The organism is Blautia sp. aa_0143 (assembly GCF_004167315.1).
GTDB lineage: Bacteria > Bacillota > Clostridia > Lachnospirales > Lachnospiraceae > Blautia_A > Blautia_A fusiformis.
This window is the reverse complement of sequence record NZ_RCXU01000001.1, coordinates 1-26215: the sequence shown is the minus strand read 5'-3', so window position 1 is coordinate 26215 and position 26215 is coordinate 1. Positions and strand designations below refer to the sequence as shown.

Annotated in this window: 20 protein-coding genes and 1 riboswitch; of the genes, 1 reads left to right on the top strand and 19 read right to left on the bottom strand. The window is 43.0% G+C overall.

What is annotated here, in order from left to right; translation table 11 throughout:
* Positions 1 to 69: 69 nt before the first annotated feature.
* The 5 genes from larC to eno all read right to left on the bottom strand — a co-directional run bounded on the left by larC (position 70) and on the right by eno (position 5301).
* Positions 70 to 1446, bottom strand: coding sequence for a nickel pincer cofactor biosynthesis protein LarC (gene larC, locus EAI83_RS00100; RefSeq protein ID WP_129974426.1), 1377 nt, complete (start codon positions 1444 to 1446; stop codon positions 70 to 72).
* Positions 1447 to 2190: a nickel pincer cofactor biosynthesis protein LarB gene (gene larB, locus EAI83_RS00095; protein WP_022426321.1), complete on the bottom strand. Its 744-nt coding sequence runs from the start codon at positions 2188 to 2190 to the stop codon at positions 1447 to 1449.
* 149 nt (positions 2191 to 2339) lie between these two features.
* Entirely contained in the window at positions 2340 to 3077 is a 738-nt protein-coding gene (locus EAI83_RS00090; RefSeq protein ID WP_021651749.1) for an ABC transporter ATP-binding protein, read from the bottom strand.
* Positions 3078 to 3089: 12 nt separating this feature from the next.
* Positions 3090 to 3866, bottom strand: a complete 777-nt coding sequence (locus tag EAI83_RS00085; RefSeq protein WP_044961662.1) for an ABC transporter permease — start codon at positions 3864 to 3866, stop codon at positions 3090 to 3092.
* Between the two features lie 139 nt (positions 3867 to 4005).
* On the bottom strand, positions 4006 to 5301 hold the full coding sequence (eno, locus tag EAI83_RS00080) for a phosphopyruvate hydratase (RefSeq protein ID WP_044961624.1): 1296 nt from the start codon (positions 5299 to 5301) through the stop codon (positions 4006 to 4008).
* Between the two features lie 488 nt (positions 5302 to 5789).
* On the opposite strand from eno, the gene EAI83_RS00075 reads away from it, so the two are divergent.
* A complete protein-coding gene (locus EAI83_RS00075) occupies positions 5790 to 6281 on the top strand; it encodes a DUF2798 domain-containing protein (RefSeq protein ID WP_021651751.1) in 492 nt (163 codons plus the stop codon).
* 125 nt (positions 6282 to 6406) lie between these two features.
* Here the strand turns inward: EAI83_RS00075 and EAI83_RS00070 are convergent, their stop codons facing one another.
* The 14 genes from EAI83_RS00070 to EAI83_RS00005 all read right to left on the bottom strand — a co-directional run.
* Positions 6407 to 7738, bottom strand: a complete 1332-nt coding sequence (locus EAI83_RS00070; RefSeq protein WP_022426323.1) for an MATE family efflux transporter — start codon at positions 7736 to 7738, stop codon at positions 6407 to 6409.
* A gap of 11 nt (positions 7739 to 7749) precedes the next feature.
* Positions 7750 to 8739, bottom strand: a complete 990-nt coding sequence (locus EAI83_RS00065) for a guanosine polyphosphate pyrophosphohydrolase/synthetase (RefSeq protein WP_022426324.1) — start codon at positions 8737 to 8739, stop codon at positions 7750 to 7752.
* Between the two features lie 83 nt (positions 8740 to 8822).
* Positions 8823 to 9683, bottom strand: a complete 861-nt coding sequence (locus EAI83_RS00060) for an alpha/beta hydrolase (RefSeq protein WP_129974425.1) — start codon at positions 9681 to 9683, stop codon at positions 8823 to 8825.
* A gap of 337 nt (positions 9684 to 10020) precedes the next feature.
* Positions 10021 to 12183, bottom strand: a complete 2163-nt coding sequence (gene gnpA / locus EAI83_RS00055) for a 1,3-beta-galactosyl-N-acetylhexosamine phosphorylase (RefSeq protein WP_129974424.1) — start codon at positions 12181 to 12183, stop codon at positions 10021 to 10023.
* A gap of 33 nt (positions 12184 to 12216) precedes the next feature.
* On the bottom strand, positions 12217 to 13332 hold the full coding sequence (locus tag EAI83_RS00050) for a phosphotransferase enzyme family protein (protein WP_015524392.1): 1116 nt from the start codon (positions 13330 to 13332) through the stop codon (positions 12217 to 12219).
* An 88-nt stretch (positions 13333 to 13420) separates the two neighbouring features.
* Entirely contained in the window at positions 13421 to 15445 is a 2025-nt protein-coding gene (locus EAI83_RS00045; RefSeq protein WP_129974423.1) for a beta-galactosidase, read from the bottom strand.
* Positions 15446 to 15626: 181 nt separating this feature from the next.
* On the bottom strand, positions 15627 to 16457 hold the full coding sequence (locus EAI83_RS00040; RefSeq protein ID WP_173723223.1) for a carbohydrate ABC transporter permease: 831 nt from the start codon (positions 16455 to 16457) through the stop codon (positions 15627 to 15629).
* The gene (locus EAI83_RS00035; RefSeq protein ID WP_129974422.1) at positions 16450 to 17349 is read right to left on the bottom strand and encodes a carbohydrate ABC transporter permease; all 900 of its coding nucleotides are present in this window, start codon (positions 17347 to 17349) and stop codon (positions 16450 to 16452) included. The genes EAI83_RS00040 and EAI83_RS00035 overlap by 8 nt, the downstream gene beginning before the upstream one ends.
* A gap of 90 nt (positions 17350 to 17439) precedes the next feature.
* On the bottom strand, positions 17440 to 18729 hold the full coding sequence (locus EAI83_RS00030; RefSeq protein WP_015524390.1) for an ABC transporter substrate-binding protein: 1290 nt from the start codon (positions 18727 to 18729) through the stop codon (positions 17440 to 17442).
* A gap of 320 nt (positions 18730 to 19049) precedes the next feature.
* Positions 19050 to 19562 carry a hypothetical protein gene (locus EAI83_RS00025; RefSeq protein WP_021651763.1) on the bottom strand — a complete coding sequence of 171 codons (513 nt, stop codon included), beginning with the start codon at positions 19560 to 19562 and terminating at the stop codon, positions 19050 to 19052.
* 87 nt (positions 19563 to 19649) lie between these two features.
* Positions 19650 to 20585 (bottom strand): helix-turn-helix domain-containing protein, encoded by a 936-nt coding sequence (locus EAI83_RS00020; protein WP_243113429.1) that lies wholly within the window; start codon positions 20583 to 20585, stop codon positions 19650 to 19652.
* A 161-nt stretch (positions 20586 to 20746) separates the two neighbouring features.
* Complete coding sequence (locus EAI83_RS00015) at positions 20747 to 21847, bottom strand: glycerol dehydrogenase (protein WP_044961632.1); 1101 nt, start codon at positions 21845 to 21847, stop codon at positions 20747 to 20749.
* 180 nt (positions 21848 to 22027) lie between these two features.
* A complete protein-coding gene (locus tag EAI83_RS00010) occupies positions 22028 to 25234 on the bottom strand; it encodes a hybrid sensor histidine kinase/response regulator (RefSeq protein ID WP_129974421.1) in 3207 nt (1068 codons plus the stop codon).
* A gap of 232 nt (positions 25235 to 25466) precedes the next feature.
* A riboswitch (cyclic di-GMP riboswitch) is annotated at positions 25467 to 25557 on the bottom strand.
* A 289-nt stretch (positions 25558 to 25846) separates the two neighbouring features.
* A partial coding sequence (locus EAI83_RS00005) for an IS110 family transposase (protein ID WP_243113428.1) occupies positions 25847 to 26215 on the bottom strand: 369 nt, incomplete at its 5' end.

The following is a 26215-nucleotide window of genomic DNA, read 5'->3' as shown; positions in this document are numbered from 1 at the left end:
TACATTTATATAGTTTTTTCGAAAAGGTGTCAATATGTAAGTGCATTATACAAGGCAACCAACCCGATCTTATCCCCGCACAGCCATATGATATACTTCTTTATAAGAAATCCCTGTTTTTTCACAAAGTTTTTTTACGCTTTCGTATTCCGGATAATAATATTCCTGTCCGTCAAAAGTGCAGACCTTCACTTCTACATTTCCCAGCGGGGTTGTAACCGTTCTTTTCTCTCTTTTCAAAATGGTTCTCCCCATCTCCTGGCGACGAATCCCAATGGTTGTCGTTTCTCTGAAAATAATCTGCTCCATCGCTGAAACCTGTTCTTTTTTACATAGAACGGTAAGCAGCCATGCCGGACGGTTTTTCTTCATAAATACAGGCATGTAATTGGCCTCTCTGGCTCCTGCCTCATACAGAAGCTCCATAACATAGCCAAGCGTTTCTCCTGTACAGTCATCAATGTTGGATTCCAGCTTTATAATGGTGTCTGTTTCCGTACAAGTATCATTGCCTGAAGCCTCCTCCTCGGATTCCCGGATCAGCATGGCACGGAGAATTCCCGGGCACTCATACTGGCGCTTGCCTGCTCCGATACCGATCTTCTCCACCGTAAAATCTTCAGGCAGTTTTTCTGATGTAAGGAATGCCGCCACAATGGCTGCTCCTGTAGGCGTTATCAGTTCACCCTGCACCGATGTGATATGCAGCTTCAGCTGATGAGCACTTACAATATTACTTACCGCCGGTACCGGCACCGGAAGGATTCCGTGCTGACAGCGAATCGTTCCGCTACCCTCACAAAGTCTTGGAACGATCACTTCCTCCACATCCAGATCATCCATACAGATTGCAACAGAAAGAATATCCACAATGGAATCCACTGCACCCACTTCATGGAAATGGACCTGATCCACCGGTACATTATGGGCTTTTGCTTCTGCCTCGGCAAGAATCTTAAAAATTCTTTTTCCATAGGATTTTGCACGATCTGTCATATCTGCATGGTCGATAATCTCCATGATCTCGTTAAGGCCACGGTGTTCATGGTGATGGTGTCCGTGGTGGGAATGCATCGTTTCTGTATATATATGACTGTTTCCATGGGTTTCCTGTACATGATGTTCATGAGAATGGGGATGCTCATGGGCTTCATGACTATGTTGATAATGATGTTCCTCATGATCCTGGCTGTGAGAATCTCCATCATGCCCATACAGATATTTCATATCATGATCATGATTCTCATGATCCAGTAGTACATCAAAATCACAGGCATCGATCCCTGATTTCATCACACGGCTGATCTTTATGTCGAAACCTTTTACCGGCAGACTTTTAAGAATTCTCACCAGTTTTTTCTGATCTGCACCCAGATCCAGAAGAGCCGCAACTGTCATATCCCCGCTGATCCCGGAGGTACACTCCAGATATAATTTGTTTCTCATTTATTTTCCCTCCGCAAGCCGATTGATCTGGGTTGCCAGATATCCTGCCCCAAATCCGTTGTCAATATTTACTACTGCAATTCCGTTGGCACAGGAATTGATCATTGTCAGAAGCGCTGACAATCCATGAAAGCTGGCGCCATATCCCACAGAAGTAGGTACCGCGATCACCGGACGTTTCACAAGACCACCCATAACACTTGCCAGCGCACCCTCCATTCCTGCTACCGCAACCACACAGTTAGCCTCCTGGATGGTATCCAGCCTGGAAAAGAGTCTGTGCATACCACTGACTCCCACATCATAGATCCTCTCCACATGTGTGCCGAAATACTCTGCTGTCTGGGCAGCTTCCTCCGCAACAGAAATATCTGCTGTTCCGGCTGTACATACTGCCACCTTTCCGATATGCTCCTTCTCTTTTTCAATCTTCAAAATTCCGGAAACAGGATCATAAACCACATCAGGAAGAACCTTTTTTACCAGTTCATACTGATGTTCTGACGCCCTTGTTCCAAAGACTTCTCCATCTTCCTCATAAAGCTTCTGATAGATATTCAAAAGATGTTCGTCTGCTTTTCTCGCACAGTAAACTACCTCCGCAAAACCGGTCCTCGCTTTTCGGGTAGTATCCAGCTTCGCATAATCCATTTCTTCATATCCCTCTTTTTTCAGAAGGTCCTCTGCATGCTCCACAGAGAGCTGGCCTTTTTTTACCTTTTCAAGGATCTGCTGTAAAGTCATCTTTTTGCCTCCCTGTTTTCTTCGTAATATAATAACACAATAGCCAGACATTTGCATCATTTCCGCAAATCGTCTGGCTATCTGCTATTCAAACCGTTCACTGTCCGGTTCTTTTTATTTATGCGACTGCCTAGGCCGCCTTCTGTTCTTTATCTGATCATCTCCGTATATTTGGCCGAGATCTCATCAATATCTCCATATGCGATCAGTTTTCCTTTTTCAAGTATCATTGCTTTATTGCACAAGCGCTGTACCTGTTCCAGAGAATGGGATACAAACAGTACCGTAACGCCCTTATCAAACATACTTAAGACTTTCTTTTCACTCTTTTTCCGGAATTTGGCATCTCCTACAGAAAGGACTTCATCCAGGATCAGGATATCCGGTGATACCAGTGTGGCAATGGAAAATCCAAGTCTTGCCTTCATACCGGAAGAATAATTCTTAATAGGGACATCGATAAATTCCTTCAGTTCAGAAAACTCAACGATCTCATCAAATTTCGATTCCAGAAACTTCTTGGAATATCCGAGCATCGCACCATACAGAAAAATATTCTCACGTCCTGTATACTGCGAATCAAAACCGGCTCCCAGTTCCAGAAGAGGGACCAGACGTCCGTTTCGGACCACCTTGCCTTCGGTAGGCTTGAATACACCGGCAATTACTTTGAGCAGAGTACTTTTTCCCGCTCCATTAAGTCCCAGGATTCCTACACGGTCACCTTTTTTCACCTCAAAATCAACATTCTGAAGAGCCCAGAATTCATTATATTTAATTTCTTTTTTTAAGAATTTAATCACGTAATCCTTCAGGCTGTCTACCTTTTCTTTACTGAGATTAAACTTCATACTTACGTTATCTACAACTACTGCAGGTTTTTCCATATTTTTCTCCTGTTAAATATAAAGGATAAACTCATCCTGTTTCTTCTTGAAACAGAACATTCCGATGGCAATCGTCACAAGGCTGAATACCAGTGCGTATGCCGCATAATGCAGGTTCATCGGCTCCCCGAACATTCCTGAACGAAAAACATCGATGGTACAGTACAGCGGATTATATTTCAGGATCCATGAAAAACCACTTTTCAGCAGTCTGGACGGATAATAAAAGATCGCACAGGTATACATGATCAGCATCAGCGCTACTGACCACAGATATTCCATATCTCTGAAAAAAACGCCAATCGTAGCAAGGATCATTCCACAACCATAAGACAACAGAAATACCAGGATCAGCGCGATCGGGATCTGGAGCATATAAAGTGTCGGCTCCACACCAAGTACTGCTCCTACCGGAACCAGCACGATCAGTGAGATCAGGAAGATCACATAGTTAAAAAGTACACTTGACAGCGGATAGAGATATTTTGGCACATAAACTTTCTTGATCATTGCCGAATTCGCTCTTACTGATTTCAATGCCGCTTTTGTGGCACTGGAATAGAATGTGTACAAAAGACGTCCTGTCAGGATATATACAGGAAATGTCCGATCCTTGTTTCCAAACAGGGTACCGAATACGATCGTCAGTACGATCATGGTAAGCAACGGCTCAAGAAGAGACCAGATGATACCAAGATAGGAACGTCTGTACTTCAGTTTGATTCCTTTTTTTACAAGCTCTCCCAGAAGAAACCTGTAACGCATAAAAGTATTTACGTATTCTTTCATAGCATCTCCAATATTCAATTTTATTTTTTCACACGGCTGTAAATCATAATATACTATTTTGAGAAATCTGGCAACCTTATTTTCGCCAAAAAAAGGCACGCCAAAGCGTACCTTTTTGAGAAATGTGTTAGTTATGATCTTATCTCTTGATATTGAATGCCCGGAATCCCGGATATACTGCTGCATCACCAAGCTCTTCCTCAATACGGAGAAGCTGATTATATTTTGCCACACGTTCGCTTCTGGAAGGAGCTCCTGTCTTGATCTGGCAGGTATTCAGTGCCACTGCAAGATCTGCAATGGTTGTATCCTCTGTCTCTCCGGAACGATGAGAAGAAATCGCTGTATAGCCAGCTTTATGTGCCATTTTGATGGCTTCCAGAGTCTCAGATACAGAACCGATCTGATTCAGTTTGATCAGAATAGAATTTCCGCAGCCAAGGCTGATACCTTTCTCAAGACGCTCTGTATTTGTAACAAACAGGTCATCACCTACAAGCTGTACTTTTCCTCCAAGTTCTTTTGTCATGATCTGCCAGCCTTCCCAGTCTTCCTCATCAAGGCCATCCTCAATAGAGTAGATTGGATATTTTTCGATCAGATTTTTCCAGTGATCAACAAGCTCCGCAGATGTAAATTTCTTTCCGCATTTCGGAAGAACATACTCCCCCTTTTTGTTTCCTTTCCACTCACTGGATGCAGCATCCATGGCAAGTACAAAATCCTTTCCAGGCTCATATCCTGCTTTTTTCACTGCTTCAAGGATGTACTCAATGGCTTCCTCATCGCTTCCAAGGTCTGGTGCAAAACCACCTTCATCTCCAACGCTTGTTGCAAGGCCTTTTTCTTTCAGAAGTGCAGCAAGAGCGTGGAATACCTCCGTACACCAGCGAAGTCCCTCTTTAAAGCTTGGTGCTCCTGCCGGCATGATCATAAATTCCTGAACATCAACGGTATTCGCAGCATGTGCACCACCGTTTAGGATATTCATCATCGGAACCGGAAGTCTGTTTCCGTTCACCCCACCAAGAAATCTGTAAAGGGGGATGTCAAGAGAAATCGCAGCCGCACGTGCGCACGCAATAGAAACCGCAAGAATGGCATTTGCGCCCAGTTTTGATTTGTCCTTTGTTCCATCTGCTTTGAGCATGGCAGCATCCACTGCATAAATATCAGATGCATCCATTCCTGCCAGCGCATCATTAATTACTGTATTGATATTTTCAATGGCCTTCGAAACACCTTTTCCTCCAAAACGGCTTTTATCCTGATCTCTCAGCTCAAGTGCTTCGAATTCTCCTGTGGACGCTCCGCTTGGTGCTGCTCCTCTTCCGACCGTTCCATCTGCCAGATAAACCTCTGCCTCTACGGTCGGATTTCCTCTTGAATCAATGATCTCTCTTCCAATGACCTTCTCAATCTCTAAATAATCCATTTGATATTTATCCTCCTGTCTGGTCTTTTCGCCCTGTCCGTAACTCCTGTTCAGGCCGCATTTTGTCAGGGGATACGGCCCGCCACAAATTTTACGCATTAGTTAGAATCCGCTAACTGTTTACAAGTTTACTATATCTAACTTTAACGGTCAAGAGGAGTTATTGCCATTTTTTTCTCAATTACTCTTCTGATATTTCCATGTTTTTTCAGAACATTCCGCAGGATGTTGCGAATTTTACTTATTGACAAGGCTTTACTACTTATGATATCATAACCGCCGGTATCAAGCGGATATTCGTAAACCGCTCTGCTGCCTGCTTACAGCCAAATAACTGCTTCGCAGTTTGATTTGGTCAAAAAACCGAATATGGTTTATGACAAAATCCTGTCATATATTGGAAACGCACATTCTCCTGAATGATTAACGAACAACACATGCTCTGAGGTTTTACATTATCACTTAATCATTTTAAAGGAGGATTTTTTATGCCAAAAAACAAATTTCAGGAAGTTATCTTTACCCTTATCATGGTATTTTTTATGGTTTACGCCATGATCTGCTACAACATTTCCCTGAACACAGGGAGTATGACAAACCGCGTGTTCCTTGACGCTTTTCATGAGCTGGTGATCATGGGACCGATCGCATTTATCCTTGACTTCTTTATTGTATCCAAGCTTGCTTTTGGTTGTGCAATGCGCATGGTAGATTTCAAAAGCTGTCATCCCTTCAGCAAGATCCTTGCGATCTCCGTTCCTTCCGTTGCTTTCATGTGCCCATTAATGAGTCTTGCCGCAACCATTCTCTTTAAGGATGCAGGAAATCAGTTCGTAGCTGTATGGCTTCAGACAACCGCATTCAACTTCCCGATGGCATTCTTCTGGCAGCTGATCTATGCAGGTCCGATCGTACGTTTTATTTTCAGACATATCTTTCCTGAAAAGGAAAACGTAAAAGAAGCGACAGCAACTATGTAAAATTAAAGAAAGCACATTGCTATGGTTGAACCACCCCAAAAGTCATACTTTCCGGTGGCGGCTCATTCCATACAATGTGCTTTTTATTTTTCACGCGAATCTTTCTCATCGGATCTTCGAATCTCTCAGACTGTTTTCTTTAATTCCGGCATCTTAAGTATCTTCACGATCAGCGGGATCACCATAATGACCCAGACTATCGGTTCTGCTACGATCACGCCGGTATATCCGAGAAGTGGCACCAGAGTCACCGCGATCACTACTTTTCCGATCATCTCCAGCGCACTGGAAACCAGAGGGATCACCGTTTCTCCAAGGCCCTGCATAGCATTTCTGAGGACACTGATCACAGCCGTTACGAAATAAAAGATCGTATCAAATTTAAGATAATTGGCGGCATTGCGGATCACCGTTTCATTATGGCTTCCTGTGACCAGATAGATCAGCTGTTTTCCAATGGTAAAACTGAAGATCACAGTCATCACGGACCAGATACAGGTATACAGAACTGCAAGACCGATTCCATGGCGTACCCGGTCCATCCTCCCTGCACCTGCGTTCTGGCCGCAGAAGATCGCCATGGTCTGGCCGAACACGCCAAACATGATCATAAACATCTCTGTGATCTTACGAGCTGCTGTATGTGCCACAATGATATCTCTTCCCAGCCGATTGATGGAGGTCTGAAGTGCCAGTGTACCAAGATTTACAAGAGAGCTTACAAGTCCCATAGAAAGTCCGGCACTCAGCATATTTTTCATCATATTTCTTTCGAGACCGAAAAAATCCTCTTTTTTCAGTCGTAGGATCTCATACCTGCGGATCATGTAAAACCAGCATATAAGAAATGCCAGCGTCTGTGAAAGTACCGTGGCAACGGCCGCTCCCTGAACTCCTGCTTTTACTACCAGAATAAAAAACAGATCTCCTGCGATATTTAAAGTTACAGACACCGCCAAGATCACAAGAGGCGTCACCGTATCCCCAAGTGCGCGCAGAGATGCCGCGCAGGTATCATAAAGAAACGTTGCCAGCATACCTGCGATAATAATAAAGATATACTGCCTGGCAGTTCCCGTCAAATGATCCGGAACATTCAGGAACCTCAGGATCGGATGCAGAAACAAAAGTCCCAAAACAGTCAGGATCAGAGAAATCACGCTGCCCATTACAAGAGACAGCGCAAAGGATTTTCGTACTTCTTCCCGGTTTCCGGCACCGAATTTCTGTGCGGTGACAATGGCAAATCCATTTGCAAGGCCCATCAGAAAACCGATGATCAGCCCACTTAAAGGACTGGTGGCCCCTACTGCCGCCAGCGCATCTTCTTTAAGAAAGCTTCCCACGATCCGGGTATCTGCCAGGCTGTACGTCAGCTGCAAGAGATTTCCCAGAAATACAGGAAGCGCAAAGGACAAGATCAATGTGGAAGGCTTCCCTTTTGTCAAGTCTTTCATGTCATCCTCCCTCAGTCAACGATATCATTCTGAAAACGGGAAAGATGCTCATAAGGAAGGATCATCCTTCCGCGGAACAGTCCGCAGCCATCATTGATCAGGCTGTTGTTTACCGCACCAAACATATTAACGTCCAGCGCAGCAAGATCCAGTCCAAGAAGTCGCATACCCCGCTCATAAGCCTCATCAAAATAGATACATTCCCCCTGGGGAACCGCGTCCCTTCTCCTGCGTTCACTTTCCTGTTTTTTCTCATAGCTTAAATGGTTGGCGGAACCAATCTCCGCAACATCATCCATGTCTTTGGTCCGCAGCTGTACTTCCATATAGCTTCGGGAACTGTTATCATAAAACGTGATATGCAGGGACTGATAATCATCCTCACTGTTATTACAGATGTAATCCCTATAGTAAGGCTTTGCTTCCCTGCTGAGCAGTGGCGATGTACTTTCCTGCACTCCTCTAGCCGGCTCTGCGGTAAATCCTCTTTCTTCCAAAAATCCCGGAAGTATATTGGCGATCTCATAAAGATAACGAAGCTCTTCTTCTCTGACATTCTCACCATTTTTCAAATGACATCTGGGCATGGCGATAACGATCCTGTAGGCAATAAAATCGCGGAAACAGCTTAACCGTTCCTTGATCTGGGATACGGAAGGATATTCCCCATATTCTTTATAATAGTCATAAATAAACTCCACTACATATCCGTTAAATTTTTCCTCCGCACGGATCAGGGATTTGATCCTTCCCTTGAAGGTAAATGCCAGAAACGGATATTCCCCTGCCATATATTTATAAAATTCCCGGATCTTCTGAGACTGGGCAGTGAGGAAATCATTATGCTCCAGAAGCTCCTGGATCTGGATCAAAAAATTACAGTGTACCAGATCGATCTCATTATGTTTTTCCTTCGCCTCTGTCCTAAGATCCCGAATGTATTTCTTCAGTATCCGGAGAAGAGTATCTCCGGAATACAGATAATCGTTTAATGTTATCATTTGTGTTTCTCTTTTCTATTTTGGTCTTTTCAGGATCACATATTTACAACAACTGCTGGATGATCTGTGTTCCTGTCTTTTATTTATTTCAGTTTTTCATGGAAAAACTCTGCGATCCGGTTCCACACCTCATCCTGGAAAAACTGGATATCTGCATGGTCTGCACCATCCAGTGTCAGCAAAGTGACATCACAGTCTTTTTTCTCCAGAAGTCCGTATAAAGTTTCCGACTGAACATAAGGAACGACCTGATCGCAGTTGCCATGAATGATCAGAAATGGCGGTGCATCCTTCGTAACCTTGGAAACCGGACTGCTCTGGTATGCCTTTTCTTTATTTAACATGGAATTAAATCCAAGCAGAAGGGATTCTGCGGAAGAAGCACATTTTTCTGCAGATTCACATGGAAATGCGGAAAGATCCGTAGGCGGATACCATGGGCAGGCAGCCTGTACCTTACTGGATTCTTCCAGATACTCCCCCACATCCAGAGCCGGATCATTGTCCAGCGCAGCCATACAGGTAAGATATCCTCCGGCAGACTCTCCCATAACTCCTATCTGCTCTTTGTTGATGCGGAACCGGTCTGCATGGGCTTTCAGGTAACGGATAGCTGCCTTTACATCCTGCAGCGGCATGGGATACGGGCCCTGATTGGAAGTACGATACTCCACACTTGCCACTACAAAGCCACTGGATGCCAGTCTGCTCAGATAAAGATTATGTGCGGATTTATCCATCATCAGCCATGCGCCTCCGCAGATCCAGAGGATGCAGGGATAGGTTTTTCCATCTTTTGTTTCCGGGTAGATTATATCCAGTTTCAGATCCCGCCTGCAATGTCCGAACCAGGAGTCCACCTGTGCGTAAGTAATATCATTTACTGTAATATACTGAGGCTTCTCTGCTGGAAGCTTCAGTGTCTTTTTTTCTGCTTTTGTCATAATCTATCTGCCTCTTTTCTTCTGATCATTTTATCTTTGAAATATTTTTCTTTTATTTTATCACAATACTGCTTTTTCTGCTTTTATTTTCCGGAGAAAAAGCACTCTTTTTCTGCAAAACAGGGTTTTGATCTTTTTGTTCATAAATCCCTCCTCTTTGTAAGTAAAATTGTTTGTCAGCAATAACAAAAAGCTGTTATAATAGATTTTCTCTATTACAACAGCTTTGTTTTCCTACTTTTGGAATGGATTTATTATATTATAAGTTTTTTTCTCTGTCAACGCCCTCAGACAATTTCACAGCTTTTCTTTATCAGTAAACCTGTATCCTGCTTTCTCAGATCTGATACCAGCGGATCTCATTAGCTTCCAGATGAAGGTCAAAGCTCTTTCCATCCCCTGTGTAAACCGTAGTGTCCTGTGGCTCATAGGTGTTGTTTACCACACAATACTTTTTATTTTTCACATAAGCATGTACTTCCACATTATAATTGGAAGAAAACCAGCAGAAAAGCTCATTTTCTGCCGCTGCTGACCAGAGCACAGCACGATAAAGGATACGGCTGTTGCAGAAGCTGTACGGAAGTCCGCTGATATAAACGCTCCGGCCTTTTCCGAAGGTTTTTACTGCCATCTGGACTTCCTGATCTTTCTGGATAAGGATCTTCGTATCCGGAAGTGCAAAGATATTCTTTTTCCCCTCACCGAAATCTACGGTTCCGTCTGTATCCTTCAGGATAAAATGCTCTTTATGCTCTTCCCAGTTGTATTTATCGGTATTAAGATTAAATCCTCTTTCTTCCTCTACGCCAAGGATGTCATCCAGCTGGAAGAATTTCCCCTGCCACTGATGAGCTGCTGGCTCGCCCACTCCAATGAATCCGCCACCATTATAGACAAATTTCCGCACAGCTGTAAGAATCTTTGGATCTGCCCAGTTCTCACCACCGGACTGTGCAGTATCCGCATCACCTACATTGATGATCACATCAAAATCATTCAGCAGATCTTTATCCTGACGGATATCATCAAAGCTGATAAAGGACACATCAAAAGGCGCACCGCTTAATGCCTCGATAATTCCGAAATAGGAATAATTCTGCTTGTAATAGATGGCATGATGTACCATATGGTTGCCCCAGGAGCGCATTTTTCCCCAGCAATTTAAAACAGCCACACGTTTTACACAGTATGGTGTGGTTCCCTGGATATTGTCGTAGAGCACACGGAATTCCTGGCAGACTTCCTTGATATACTGTACAAAATCCGGAAATTCCAGAGCCAGTTTCAAATAACCGCCGTATCCAATTCTCTGGATCGGACTTCGAAGGATAGCTCTTCTTGCAGTCACCCAGTTTACTTTTGCCTCTTTTACAGGATCCCCGCCCTCATGGAAGGTGTCCGGGAAAAAGTACGGCAGAAATCTTCCCTCTGTATATTTTACATGTTTAATATCACTGAACAAACGTAGGGTCGCTCCGTTTCCGACGCTTCCCACTACCGCATCCAGCCCGATGGAAGCAAACTCATCCATAAAGGGCTCCATACCGATCCAGTGATCGCCCATGAACATCATGGCCTCTTTTCCGTATTCATGGACAATGTCTACCATTTCCTTTGCAAGCTTCGCCACTTCCCGTCTCTGGAAAGCCTGGAAATCTTTAAATTCTTTTGATGGGATACGGTAGGTGTTGTTCATATATCCCTGATCAATGATAAACTCCGGACGGAACTTATATCCCACTTCCTGCTCAAACTGTTCCAGGATATAGGGGCTCACCGAAGCGGAATATCCAAACCAGTCTACATATTTTTCCCGTGCCATCTCATCAAAGATCAGTGTGAACTGGTGAAAAAATGTAGTAAATCGTACTACATTCACATAATCATGGGAATCCAGAAATCTGCGGAGGCGATCCATGGAATGTGCACGTGTTGCGGGCTGACGCACATCAAAAGTGATCTGAGGCTCTACATCCTTCCAGTCATTGACAACTGCATTGTACATATGTACCGGATCCCACATGATATATGCAAGAAAACTTACCGTATACTCATGAAACTCTTTCGCCGGCCTGATCACAACATTTCCGTTTTTTTCATCGTATGACCATTCCTCTGTACTGACAGCTTCCCCTGTAGTCCGGTCAATGACTTCCCACCATCTTCTGATATCATCTCTTGTATTCACAGCCAGCATATCCGGATACAGATGATCCATCAGATGGATTTCCAGAGTATCCGACACTGCCGTGTGAAAGGATGTCATGATATACATCTGCTGGATTTCTTCCGGATGGGCCTTTGCCCAGGCATTGTCCTTTCTGGTGGTATAATAAGTTGCATAAATCTTTGCGCCGGTTTTCTTCAGCTCTGCTGGAAATTCCGTTCCGTCACAGTCACGGATGGCATCTGCACCCCACTCATCCAGCATTTTCAGTGTCTCCGGGATCACATCCAGATCTGTCGGAATGGTCACTCTTCCTTTTGTTTCGCTCATCACTTTACCTCCATTGTAAAAATCCCTGTTTTTTTATTTCTGATATTTTTTCACGATCGTCTGCATAGTATCCCATTTCTGTTCCATATCAGCCACCAGCTTAAACTGTGTGCGGCAGCGGTCCAGATTGTGTTCTTCCCGGTCGATCTTAAAATAATGATCTCCTTCCAGATAATCGGTAAGAAAGCGAATGCCACATTCATAAGTCATCACCTTAGCTCCCATGGGAAGCATCTCGATCTCTTTTGCACTAAGCTTATCTCCACAGCTTTCCAGAAAGCCTTTTACATAGATTTCATAGAGCTCCATATCACAGGAAACTTTGCTTAAATCTTTCTCATCCTCCAATGCAGTGCTGGCCCCGAAACGAATGGAATCTCCAAAATCATTCATGGCAAGTCCCGGCATAACCGTGTCCAGGTCCACTACACAGATTCCCCTTCCTGTTTCCAAGTCGATCATAACGTTATTCAGCTTCGTATCGTTGTGCGTTACCCGAAGGGGCACCTCACCTTTTGCCAGAAGCTCACCGAATACATTTGCCAGATACTCATGCTGAAACGCAAATGCGATCTCTTCTTTTACGGATGCAGCACGATGGCGGCTGTCCTTCTCTATGGCATTTTTCAAAGTCTGAAAACGTTTCTTTGTATCATGGAAATCCTTTATCGTTTCATGCAGAGTCTCTGCCGGGTAATCTGCTAGCATTTCCTGGAATTTTCCAAATGCAACTGCACTTTCATAAAAATCCTCCGGTTTTTCTGCCAGATCATAGCTTACTGCATCGGTAATAAAAATATAAGCTCTCCAGCATTCTCCGTTTTCATCTGTCAGGAATGCCTTCCCGTCCTTTGTCGGAATCAGGTTCAGAACCTCCCGTTCCGGATCTCCTCCCTTCTGAAGAACTTTCTTTTTCAGATGCCCGGTGACTCCGGCAATGTTCTCCATCAGTTCTTCCGGTTTCTGAAAGATCTCCCGATTGATCTTCTGAAGGATCACCTTAATGGACCCCATCTCTCCGATCCGATATCTAAGCATATAGGTTTCGTTGATATGCCCGCTTCCGCAGGGGCCGCAGGAAACCAGTTCTCCGGTAAATGCAAACTGATCCGCTATTCTTTTTATCTCTTCTTTTGGTGTACCTGCCATTTTACCTTCTCTTTCCCAGACAGCAGTAAAAAGCATACCGTCCGAAAACAAATATGCTTTATACTTTTTGCTGTGTTTTTTACTGTGATTATTTTTTCCGCTTTAAAATCCTGGTGGCAAGCGGAGCAATATTTTCATCTGTTGATCCGTAGAGAACTTCGTAATCCCCCGAGACAGAAACTGTTTCTGTCTTTTCTCCGAAGTTCTGGATAAACAGATATTCCGTATCCTCATTTTCTCTGGTTGTCACAGAAATACCTTCCGGTATAAATGTAAGCGGCATCTTCACGCCTGCTTCCTCTGCTGCCCTTCCCAGAAAATCCTCATAAAAGGCTGCTTCCATATCTGCCGCCACATAATAAACATGGCCCTTTCCGTATTTCTTGTGAGTCAGTACCGGATACCCCTGATAGAAATCCCTTCCATAACGCAGCAGTACTTCCGCATCGGAAACCTTTGCAAGCTCACAGAGATTTTTGCAGGTATAGCTTTCTGTAATTCTGAGATGATTTCCTGTTTCCGGGATACCTACGTTTTCTTCCCAGTCATAAAGTGCATCGATCTCTTCCGTACGGATACCAGCTGCTTCCATCAGTCCGTGAGGGGTTCCCTCCAGATAGCATTTATCTGTTTCATCTACAAGTCCGGACCAGTAGGAAATTACCAAAGTACCACCGTTTTTTGCAAAAGTGCGAAGCTTTTCGGCATATCCATGATAAAACATGTAGGCCATCGGTGCCGTTACCAAACGGTACCTGGACAGCTCATGTTCCATATTGATGATATCTGTATTATAGCCTTTTCTTCGGAGAGCACGATACTGTTTCAGTACAGTTTCCTGATAATGCATATCCTCGTTTCGAGGTCCCTGCGCATCCTTCAGCGCCCAGTCATTTTCCCGGTCATAGAGAACAGCCACCGGAGACTTCGTCACGCTTCCAGCAGTTTCCCGGATCTGCTCCAACGCTTCTCCTACCTCTGTCACTTCGCGGAAAATACGAGTATCATCCCCACCGTAGTGATCGATCACCGCACCATGGAATTTCTCAGAGGCTCCCTGGCTCTGACGAAGCTGGAAATACAGAACACTGTCTGAACCATGAGCAACTGCCTGCAGAGAGGCAGCCAGATGTATTCCTGGTTTTTTCAGCTTGTTGATAGGCTTCCAGTTGGTCGCAGAGGGACAGGATTCCATCAGAAGAAACGGTGCTTTCTTGATGCTTCGCATAAGATCATGCTGCATGGCTCCGTCCAACGCTGTGGTATAATTGTCTTTTTTATGCCAGCTTGGATAATTATCCCAGGATGCAATATCCATAACATCCTTAAATTTTTTATAGTCCAGTCCGTTGTAGTCATACATCAGATTGGCGGTTGCCGGAAGCTCGGAACCACCTGCACGGATCGCAGAAATCTCATGCTTCATAAAATCCACAGTCCTGTCTGTAACAAAACGTTTCCAGTCCAAGGTAAGTGCATGAAGAGCATTTTCCCCCTTTGGCGAAGGACTTTCGATCTGATCAAAGCTGTTATAGGTATGGCTCCAAAACGTTGTGCACCAGCTGGAATTTAAATTTTCGATGGTCCCGTATTTTTCTTTCAGCCATTCCCGGAATTTTTCCCGGCACAGAGGACAGTGGCATTCTCCACCATATTCATTGGAAATATGCCACAAAAGCACTGCGGGATGTTTTCCGAAACGTTCAGAAAGCTTCTTATTAATATTGTAGACTTTTTCCCTGTATACTGGAGAAGTATAACAGTGATTATGTCTTCCACCGAAAAATCTTCTTGTGCGATCCGGATCCATGCGAAGAACTTCTTCATATTTATCTGCCATCCATTTCGGTCTTGCTCCGGATGGTGTGGAAAGTATCGTATAAATTCCTTCTTTATACAGATTATCGATCACTTCTTCCAGCCAGTCAAAGTTATATTTCCCCTCTTCCGGCTCCAGCACTGCCCAGGAAAACATTCCCATGGAAACGGTATTGATATGGGCTTTTTTGAAATATTCGATATCTTTTTTCAGAATATCCGGTCTGTCCAGCCACTGCTCAGGGTTGTAATCGCCGCCGTGCAGATAATGGCCGTATCTGATCTGCTCTGCCATTTTTTTATCTCCTTATGATTTATTCGCATCAAGCGGACAAAGTCATCCGCTCCGCTACGAAGCTTTATACCAGGCAACTGATCCACAGTTGATCTGGTATAAAAAGAATGCTGCGTGATCCAGTTAAAGCATATTATACAATATACCTAAAGATTTCAGCAGCATCCTTTTTGTTTTAAAATTATTTTACAGCTCCAGTAATACCCTCTGCGAACTGTTTCTGTAATACGAAGAATACGATCATAGTCGGAATGGAACAGAATAATACGCCGCACATCAGCATGCCGTAATCCGTTACATATCCTGTGATCAGATTGGCGATCAACATCGGCATGGTCATCGCCTTATTATCTGTCATGATTACCTTCGGCCACAGATAGGAATTCCATGCATTCATAAATGTGATAACTGCTGCCGCCGCATAAGTAGATTTCATAGTCGGGATAAACATCTGGAAAAAGATCCTTACCTCACTTAATCCGTCAATACGAGCTGCTTCAATGATATCGATCGGGAATGCTCTTGCATTCTGACGGAACATCATGATCATAAATGGCGTGGAGATGATCGGAAGGATAAAACCTACCGCTGTATTTAAGAGGCCTGCTTTGGAGAACATCTTAAATAACGGAACCATTGTGGCAACCTGAGGAACCATCATTGCAAGAAGCAGGATGGAGAACAGTCTGTCTTTCCATCTGTCATGATATACCTCAAATCCATAACCTGCGATAGAGCAGATCAGAAGACAGATAACAGTAGTCAGAACCGCATAAAACAGAGAGTTTCCAAGTGCTCTCCACAGCGGCTGCTGTGCTGTCAGGTTCTTAAAGTTCTGCATGAAATATGTACCCGGAAGAATCCGGCCTCTGGATACATCTGTGGATGTATTGGTTGCTGCGGAGATCATCCAGTACAACGGAAATACAGAGATAAATGATACGATGATCAGGAAAATATATGTAGGGATCAATCTTCTCTGGATCGCGGATTTGTTCTTTTTCTCAGTCACGTGTATCACCTACTTTCAAGTTGATAAAGGCCAGGATAGCTACCATGATAAATATGATAAATGACATTGCTGCAGCATATCCGAAGTTTGGCACATTAATAAAACATGTATTGTAAACATAGTGAGACATTGTGATGGTTGAGTTAGCCGGGCCACCTTTTGTCAGGTTGACAGACTCATCGAACAACTGCAGTGTACCATTAATAGACATGATGAATGTCATGATGATCGTCGGTTTCAGAAGCGGTACTGTAATCTTCCAGAAAGTCTTCCAGCCATTGGCTCCATCGATCTTTGCTGCCTCATATACGGAATATTCGATATTCTGAAGTCCCGCAAGATAAAATACCATGTTATATCCAGTCCATCTCCAGATCAGCGCGATGATAATAACAATCTTTGCACTTGTGGAGTTTCCAAGGAAGTTATAACCGGTTGTTAAAATTCCAAGTTTGATCAGGATACTGTTGATCAGGCCATCTGTTGCAAACATGGAACGGAAGATCAGGGAATAAGATACAAGAGATGTCGCACATGGAAGGAATACGCATGTACGGAAAAATCCTTTGAATTTCAGATCTTTGTTATTCAGAAGCTGTGCGAGCAGGATCGCAAGGACCAGCATGATCGGCACCTGGATAATAAGATACAGAAATGTATTGACAATGGACTGCTGGAATACCTTATCCACCATAATACGTTTATAGTTACTGAAGATCGGATCCGCAAACCTCATGTTTGCTCCGGCACCTGTCTGTAAAGAAATGATAAATGCGCGGATCATCGGATAAAAACTCATGACAGCGATCATAATGGTTGCCGGTGCCAGAAAGATCCAGCCGGCCGCTCTTTGTTTCGCTACCAGAGACATGCCACTTTTTTTGGAATTCACAGGAACTCCTCCTTTCAAACATCTAAACCTTTACATAAGACAAGGGACTGCATGCAGTCCCCTGCTCTGTATTTCATTAATATTTCAGTTTTACTCTGTCATCTTGAATGCCAGTGTATCCTGTGCTTCCTGAAGTGCAGATTCTTTATCTGCGCCGTTTACAATATTAACAACAGCTGTGTTGATGCACTCTCTTGCCTCATAGTGGTACGGAGTTTTTGTAAATTCCGGAATGTGTGAAGAGTACTCTACAATTGTTGAGAAGATCGGCTGGTTATTGAAGAACTCGCTTGGCTCATTGTAAACCTCAGACTCACCAGCCGGCAGGTAGCAGGAAATTGCACCTGTTTCCGGAAGGATTGCATCATAGAAGTCTGTGCTGGAACCAAATGTACTTGCAAGGAAGTCCTCAGCAAGCTCTACATTCTTGCAGTTAGATGTAATGTACCAGGAAGATCCGCCATTGTTTGCATAGTTTGTAGCTGTATCAACGCCGTCAACTTTCGGCATTGTTGTGATCTGCCACAGACCCTTCTGATCCTCTGTTCCCATCAGTGTAGCTGTGATCCAGTTACCGTTAACGATACCGGCAGCCTCTCCGCCTGTGATTGTGGAGATGTACTCATCCCAGTTATTTACTAATTTAACAACATTGTTCTTTACAAGATCCACATAAAGATCTACGCATTTCTCTGCTACATCGTTGCCAACGATATAAGCCTCTCCGTCATCATTTACGAAGTTTGCTCCACAGGACTGGATCATCATCATCAGAGTATCGCCACCTGTTGCTTCACTTGTAAGGAGATATTTACCTGTTTTTTCGTGAACGTCTTTTCCGATCTCCATGAATTTGCTCCATGTGATATCTGTAAGATCATCAATGGTATATCCTGCTTCTTCCAGGATATCTGTACGATAGCAGGCAATTGTTGCACCGTTATCAAACGGAACTCCGTAATGTGTGTCATCTACCATGGAGTAGGACTGTTTCAGTTTTCCGAAATCATCCCAGTTGATATCCATATCCTTCAGATCTGTGAAAGCATCCGGATAACTCTTCAGATACTTCTGATAGCTGTTGTCCTGCATCAGAACGATGTCCGGAAGTGTGCTGTAATCTCCGGCGTTTGCTGCTGTTGTAAGTTTGGTCTGGCAGTCATCAGAAGATGTCTCAACTACATCAACCTTGAATCCTTCGTGATCCTTTGCATACTGCTCACCTGCAATATTCATAGCCTTGATGTTGAAGTTCTGATCCCATGCCCATACAGTCAGGGTGTTATCGTCATCACCTTTTGCATATACTGCTGTAGTAGTTGCAGCAAAAGACATTGCCATGATACCTGTCATTAATACTGCGAGTAATTTTTTCTTCATTTACTTTTCCTCCTTTATTAAGCATTTCCCGTTTGCTTATGAATGGATTATAGCATACGTATTTCCTCTATAGTTTGCAGAATTGTTCATATAATGTGCAATTTCAACCATTTTATTGATTGTGCACTATTGTCACGCTATATTTTTACAAAAAATATGCACTTTGAGGATTTTTTCTTTTTACATTCGTCAGGATGCCCCAAAAAAACCTTCTTTTTTGACATTGTGCGAACATTTTTTGTCAAAAAAGAAGGTTTTTGTTTCTATTTCATAAAATTTTATGTTGTTTTTCATACATATTTCACAAACATTTCTGCATATTATGCAAAATAAACCCTTTCAGGAAACTGCGTTTTCATCGTATGCAGCATTTCCTCTGTCAGATCCAGAAGAAGTTTTATTTTACGTCCATCTTCCTGAATGATCATGGTATAGTAAGGCACATCATCTTCATAAGAGGTATAATCGTATTTTTTCAGTTTCTCCGTTCCGGTATTCTTTTTATATTTTGCCACTTTTTCATGATAGTGAGGTGCTGTCACTTCCATCTCCTCAAGCTTCAGCACGTGAGCTGTTTTACGATATTTTTTTCCATAGATCACATCTATGGTCAGTTGTCCGTTTTCCATGGTATATTCATAGTCTCTCTGGCTGAATATGTCATAAGCAAAGTAAAGCAGCGCCAGAAGAAATCCCGGAAGCATGAATGCCTGAGAGATCGTGATACCCATCAGTACAAAAATTGCCGCAAAGATCACCATTACTTTTCTGAGAGCTCCTGACATATGTTTCTTTTTTCTGGAGACCTGCTCCACAATCCTGTAATCGTACATTTCTTACCTCTTTCTATCTGCCTGATCCGCATACAGTCTGATATTTCTATTCTGTCGTGACAGATCCACAGATCTGGTTTTGTTGTTTTACCAGCCTTCCTCTGAATGGATGTCAAACTTAAGAAGCTGCTGTTCATAGTTCTCCGGACGTTTTCTCCACTCCAGCGGTGTCATTCCCGTAACCTGACGAAAATTCCGATTAAATGTGGAATTGGTGGTAAAGCCACACTTATGTGCTATATCTGCAATTGGCTGATCTGTTTTTTTCAGATAATCACAGGCCGCCTGGATACGGATCGTATTGATGTATTCCAGCGGGCTCATCTTCATGTAAGTCGTAAATATCCGGCGCAAATGAGTTTCACTGATATGACAGTATTCTGCCAGTTCGTCAATACGAAGATCCTCCATGTAATGATCAGAAATATAATCCTGGAACCTGGATATCATATCCATGACTTTTCCTCTGCCTTCGCTGTAACGTTCTTCGCCTGAATCCCGGTTTATCCTTGCGATTTCCACAAGAAGCGATGCCAAAACTCCCTTAGCTTCTTCCAGATAAAATTCCTCTCCATCCCGCATGATATCCAGGATCTTAAGGATCTTACCTGCCATGGATCGGTTTTCTTTTTCATTCAGAAAAAGTGATCTGGAGTTGATCCGCTGAACGATTTTTTCTTTTTTTACCGAATTATTAATAAATTTATCCAGGAATCCTTCTACATCAATAAAAAGATACTCCCAGCGGCTGATAGTTCCAATATCACTGTTTGTGGTATGTGGATAATTGGATGGGATCACCGTAAAATCCCGGTCATGAAACTGTACCTTATCCTCTCCAAGTATCATAAATCCCTGTCCTTCATAGCAGAATCCGATTTCCAGATAATTATGAAAATGGAGATAATCGATATCGTTCCCATAATTCTGAACCCACTTCTGTCCAAGCAATGCAAGGATGGGGCTCCCCTCCGGCATCTTATAATATCGAAGCTCCATTTTGGGTTTTCGTTTTTTTGCCACAAATATTCCTCCGTATGTTTTCTGTTCCAATATTTACTGATCTTTCTGTTATATTACAGCCATACATAAAAAAAAGCAACCTGCAGGATAACAATACTTGATAACTCTTGTTTCTGCAGATTGCAATTTTTATTTATATCAGCTATTTACTTTTTATCTGTTTATTCCTCATCCAGGTAATATCTTCCATATGCATCTGCCGCTTTGATTGCTGCAAATACAGTTTCCGGTGTAACTTCAAATGGCATGTTGTGAAGTGTATCATTCTCCGCACATGCAGTTGTGGCAACTTCCATAAGCTGCTCATCAGTTACTTTCCCAGCTCCAAGCTCTGCCAGAGTAACAGGAAGTCCTACTTCAATGCACCATAAGATGATCTCTTCCAGATCTTCCTGGGGAATATTCTCCAGTACCAGCTGTGTGATGGTTCCGAATGCAACTTTTTCTCCATGATACATATGATGGCATTCTTCCAGTACAGTAAATCCGTTATGGATCGCATGTGCACCTGCAAGTCCTGCACTTTCAAAACCAATTCCAGAAAGAAGTGTATTAGCCTCAATCACTTTCTCAACTGCCGGTGTGCATACGCCTGCTTCCAGAGCTATCTTAGCTTTTACGCCCTCATCCATCAAGGTATTAAAACAAAGTTCAGCCAGTGCCATGGCAGCCTCTGTTGTCTTACCTCCTGCACAGGAAGTTGCTCCGCTTCTCTTGCATGCCCTTGCCTCAAAATATGTTGCCAGTGCATCTCCCATACCAGCCACAGTAAGACGAACCGGCGATTTGGTGATGATATCTGTATCCATCAGAACAAGATTCGGATTCGCCGGAAGAAACAGATATTTTTCAAAAACTCCTTCTTCTGTATAAATAACAGACAAAGCACTGCAAGGGGCATCTGTAGATGCGATCGTCGGACAGATAAATACCGGTGTTCCCGCATAGTATGCAACTGCCTTCGCTGTATCAAAGATCTTTCCTCCACCAATACCAATGGTAAGATCACACTGCTCATCTTTTACGATCTTTACCAGACGATCAATCTCACTGTTACAGCATTCTCCGTTAAAATAATCAAAAACCACCTCACAGGTACTCTCAGCAAAGCTCTCTTCGATCGTTTTACCGATTCTTTTATATCCGCCTTTACTGATCAGAACCAACGCTTTTTTTCCGCTCTTTGCAGCATAAGTTCCAAGATTCTTCATTTCTCCCGCACCCTGTAAATATTTGGACGGACTGATTAAAATTTTCGCCATTTTATACTTCCTTTCTTTGTTTTCAGAAGTCAGCCTCCGCATCCGGCTTTTGTATTTATATTATAATTGCTGTATTTTTTTATTGCAAGGAGTATTTGAGGATTTATGCAGCATCACCTGAGTTACTGTTACTGTTCACTCTGTTCCTAGTAATATACTTTGTGATCACATGAAAATCAGTTACAGCCAGCTTTCCAGAACATCATTCAGCTTATTCATATCCAGCGGTTTCGCGATATGTCCATTCATGCCTGTATTTTTGGCCAGCTGTACATCTTCTGCAAAAGCATTGGCAGTCATGGCAACAATAGGCAGTTTTCCCTTTTCACCCGGAAGGCTCCTGATTGCTGCAGTTGCCTCATAACCATTCATGACAGGCATTTGGATATCCATAAAAACAAGATCATACAATCCTTCCGGAGAAGCTTCCACTTTTTCAACTGCAATTTTCCCATTTTCTGCCGTTTCCACTTTTGCACCTGTCATCTGTAAAATTTCACCAGCAATTTCTCTGTTCAACTCATTATCCTCAACCAGCAGAATCCTTTTTCCCGTGTAGTCTGATTCTGACAGCTTCTCCAGATAATTTCTTGCTATTTTTTCTTTTCTTCCTGAAGTAAACTGCCGCAGTGTTGCCGTCAGCCGGGAACGGAACAGCGGTTTTGCAATAAAAGCATCTACACCTGCAGCCTTTGCTTCTTCTTCAATTTCGCTGAATTCATAGGATGTCAGTACAATGATGGGGATCTCTTTTCCTATCCGTTTCCGGATCTGTCTGGCAGTTTCTATACCATCCATCTCCGGCATCTTCCAGTCTAAAATAACAGCAAAGTAATCATCTTTCAACTCATGCCGTGCATAACAGCGCTCAACCGCTTCCCTGCCAGAGAGAACCCATTCACCCATAATACCGATTTCCTTTAATGTTGCAACTGTACTTTCACAGCATGTCCTATCATCATCCACAACCAGGACCGGCAGATTCATCAGATCTCTGTCCTGTTCTTTTTCTTTTTCCTGAAGCTCCAGATAAATTGTTACTGTGATTTTAGTTCCCTTGTGCAAGGTACTGTCCACTTTAATAGTGCCATTCATCAGGTTCACAATATTTCTGCTGATTGCCATTCCCAGACCAGTTCCCTGGACTCTGGTTGTCCGGTGGTCATCCGCGCGGCTGAACGGCTCAAACATGATTTTCTGGAATTCCGGTGACATACCGATTCCATTATCCTCAATCGTAAATTCATAGCATCCAAGTTCTGAAAATCCATTTGGCTTTTCCTCTATGGAAAAAATAATATTCCCGCCATCCGGTGTATACTTGATCGCATTACTCATCAGATTCACAAATACCTGCTGAATTCTCAAGCTGTCACCACAGACAGCCTCATGTTCAATATGATTGATGTGTATATCAAAATTATGTTTATGTTCATCAAGCACCGGTTTCGTGAGTGTAATAAGATTATCTACCAGCTCTGACAGATTGAAATCTTCCTGTGCCAGTGTCATTTTTCCTCTTTCAATACGTGCCATATCCAATACTTCATTGATCAGCCCCAGCAGATGGCGGCTTGATTCTGTGATCTTGCCGAGGCATTCAATGACTCTGTCCTGGCTCTCAACATTTGCTCCTGCGATTGCTGTCAGACCCACAATCGCATTCATTGGTGTCCGGATATCATGGGACATATTGGAAAGGAATTCTGTTTTCGCACGATTTGCATTTTCTGCGGACCGGTAAGCCTCTTTCAGTGCCTGACGGGATTCAATCTCTGCTTTCTTCTCCTGTGTCACATCCATGGATGCCAGCAATACCTTTTCCAGCTTTCCATTCTTCCATTCCAAGGGAATATAAGAAGCGATTTTATAAGTCTTTTCATCCAGGCTGCAATACTCAAACTTATAAATATCATTTTCACTTTTCAGTTTTTTCCGAATATTATCCGGGGCTATCAGGATATCTATAGCTTCCAATGGTTCCAGTGTCTTATATTTTTCAAGAACCTGCATCTGAAAATCATGATAAAATCCCAGAGGTTTATATATCATCTGTCCATTCAGATTGTAGAATTCATATCTGTCATTTTCCAGATCACAGACAACAAAGCGGTCAACCAGACGCACTATGCTCTGGATCAGCTGCTCCATGGAAGCATTATCTGCTACCATCTGCAGATGCCGTGCGCTCTCTACCTTTGTCTCTGTGATATCACGCAGAAAGATCATGGCATATTCTGAATCCTCTATTTCGCCACGTATGACCACATTGCGGACCCATCGTTCTTCTCCATTCAGAGTGATACGGCACTCTAAAGCCAATTCGGTTTCCAGCCCCTTCAGCCTTTCTGCAATATAACCACGGTCGTAAAAAGAGGATACCGCCTTCTTATCTGTCTCCACAACATAGGAATCCACAAAATGCCGGATCAATTCATCCCACGTATGACTCTGTTCAAAGACTGTCATCAGGGACGGTTCAACCTTAAAGGTATCAAAAGTATTCGCTTCCAGATTCACATAATACTCGCACAAATCTGCTTTCGTAAAAGCCCGGTGGAAAGCAGCAGATTTTTGTGCCTGCATGATTTCTTTTTTCTCCCCATCAATGTTAATAAAAATCCCGGCAATCCTGCTGGCAGAACCATCCAGACGGCGTATTACTTCTGCCGATGCCCGAAACCACTGGTATTGATTATCCTTCATTCTCATACGATACTCTACCTGGTATTTTATCTGGTTCGTCTTATCCTTAATTGCCGCCTGAAGCTGCACCATCACTCTTTCTTTATCCTGTGGATGCAGAAGATCTGACCAGGATTCCAGTTTATTCGGAAAGTCCAGGGTGTCATGATAGCCAAGCATTTTTCGGAATTCATGACTCCAGTTTGCATTCACAATCTCACTGTTTTCGTCACAGTCAAAATACCAGAAGCCGGAATAGATAGCCTCATTGAGCAGTGCCAGATTTACATGATCCCAGTTGACCTGTACGGACATAACCCAGATCTGTCTGCCCGCCTCATCTGTCGCATCCTCTTTACAAAGCCGTACATTATTCACTGTACCGTCTGCTGCAAGGATCTGTGCTTCCCCTGTTCCGTGAAGCTGCAAAAAACGGTCTCGCTCCAGTATATCTTCCTCGTCATAAAAGAAATTTCTCAATGAGCCTTTTGTCTGTTCCATGAAAGTATCGAATGTATATCCTGTACTATGCAACAGCAGATTATCCACAGACAAAATAGACAGGTTTTGGTCATAAGATCCTGTCATTATACCTACCCCGCCATTATTTTCCAGTGTTTTCTGTACGGCCTGTGACATGGCCTGTGTCTGCCCCGTTACAGTCTCACCTAAGGAATATATTTTGTCTTCATAACTTTTCATTTTATAAAAGTCCTCTCTCCGTCTTATGCCTTCTTCATCCTGCTTTTATCTGTATACAGAAAACCTGTCCCTGCTAGTTTTGTTACCCATTTTTGCATACAAAAAGGACATCTGCCAAAATCTGCCAGTGTCCCTACTATATTCTTTAAAATCACACATCTATATAGTATAAAAGGTATCGGAATCTCTCCTGTTCAAACATCTTTTCCATATATTATGATGATATGGAAACAGTGGCAACCGGCTGACATGGTCAAACTTTCTGACTTTAGTCCCTTCTGGCTTTGCGACCCTGCCTTTCAACAGGTTTGCCTTTAAAATAATTTTCATTTTTTCCAAAAATAAAATACCATGTGGTTTTTCTTACGTCAATAATATTTTGGTGGAAAATTTACATATATTTTAACCGAATCAAGTAACTCCCCTGTGGAGGTTGCGAAAAGCAATAAGCAGTGGGTGAGGACCTCTCGTAACTAACCTCTCATGTCTACCAGGATCACCATCCTCTGACGAGTCCTAAATTGTCGGGTAGAAACACCTATTACTAGGTATATCCCCCACAGATCCGTACGTGCCCAATTCAGGCATACGGCTCTTCACGACACTTATGCCTCAGATTATCCATATAGGCTCACGGCTGTATACCAGGTCTCTTATTTCGGCATAAATGCCTTCTGGCATGTATGAGATTGAATATCTCCCATCCACAACTAGTTTTGCGATTGTTTTTGGATCTTTTGAATCTGTTTTCTTTGGACTGTTATCATCAAGTTCCTTGATCTTCTTAACCGAGAATGGATTGACCATTACTAATCTTTTCTGATGATCATTTACATACTTCGCAAACGCAAACCAGTAATGACCTGTTGGCTCGCAGCCGATCAGAACTGCAGTCTTTTTATTCTCAGTCTTAAGTGTCTCTGCCCAAAGGTTGAAAGAATTGAACCCTTCCAGATCGTTATGAAAAGAAAAAATACGTTT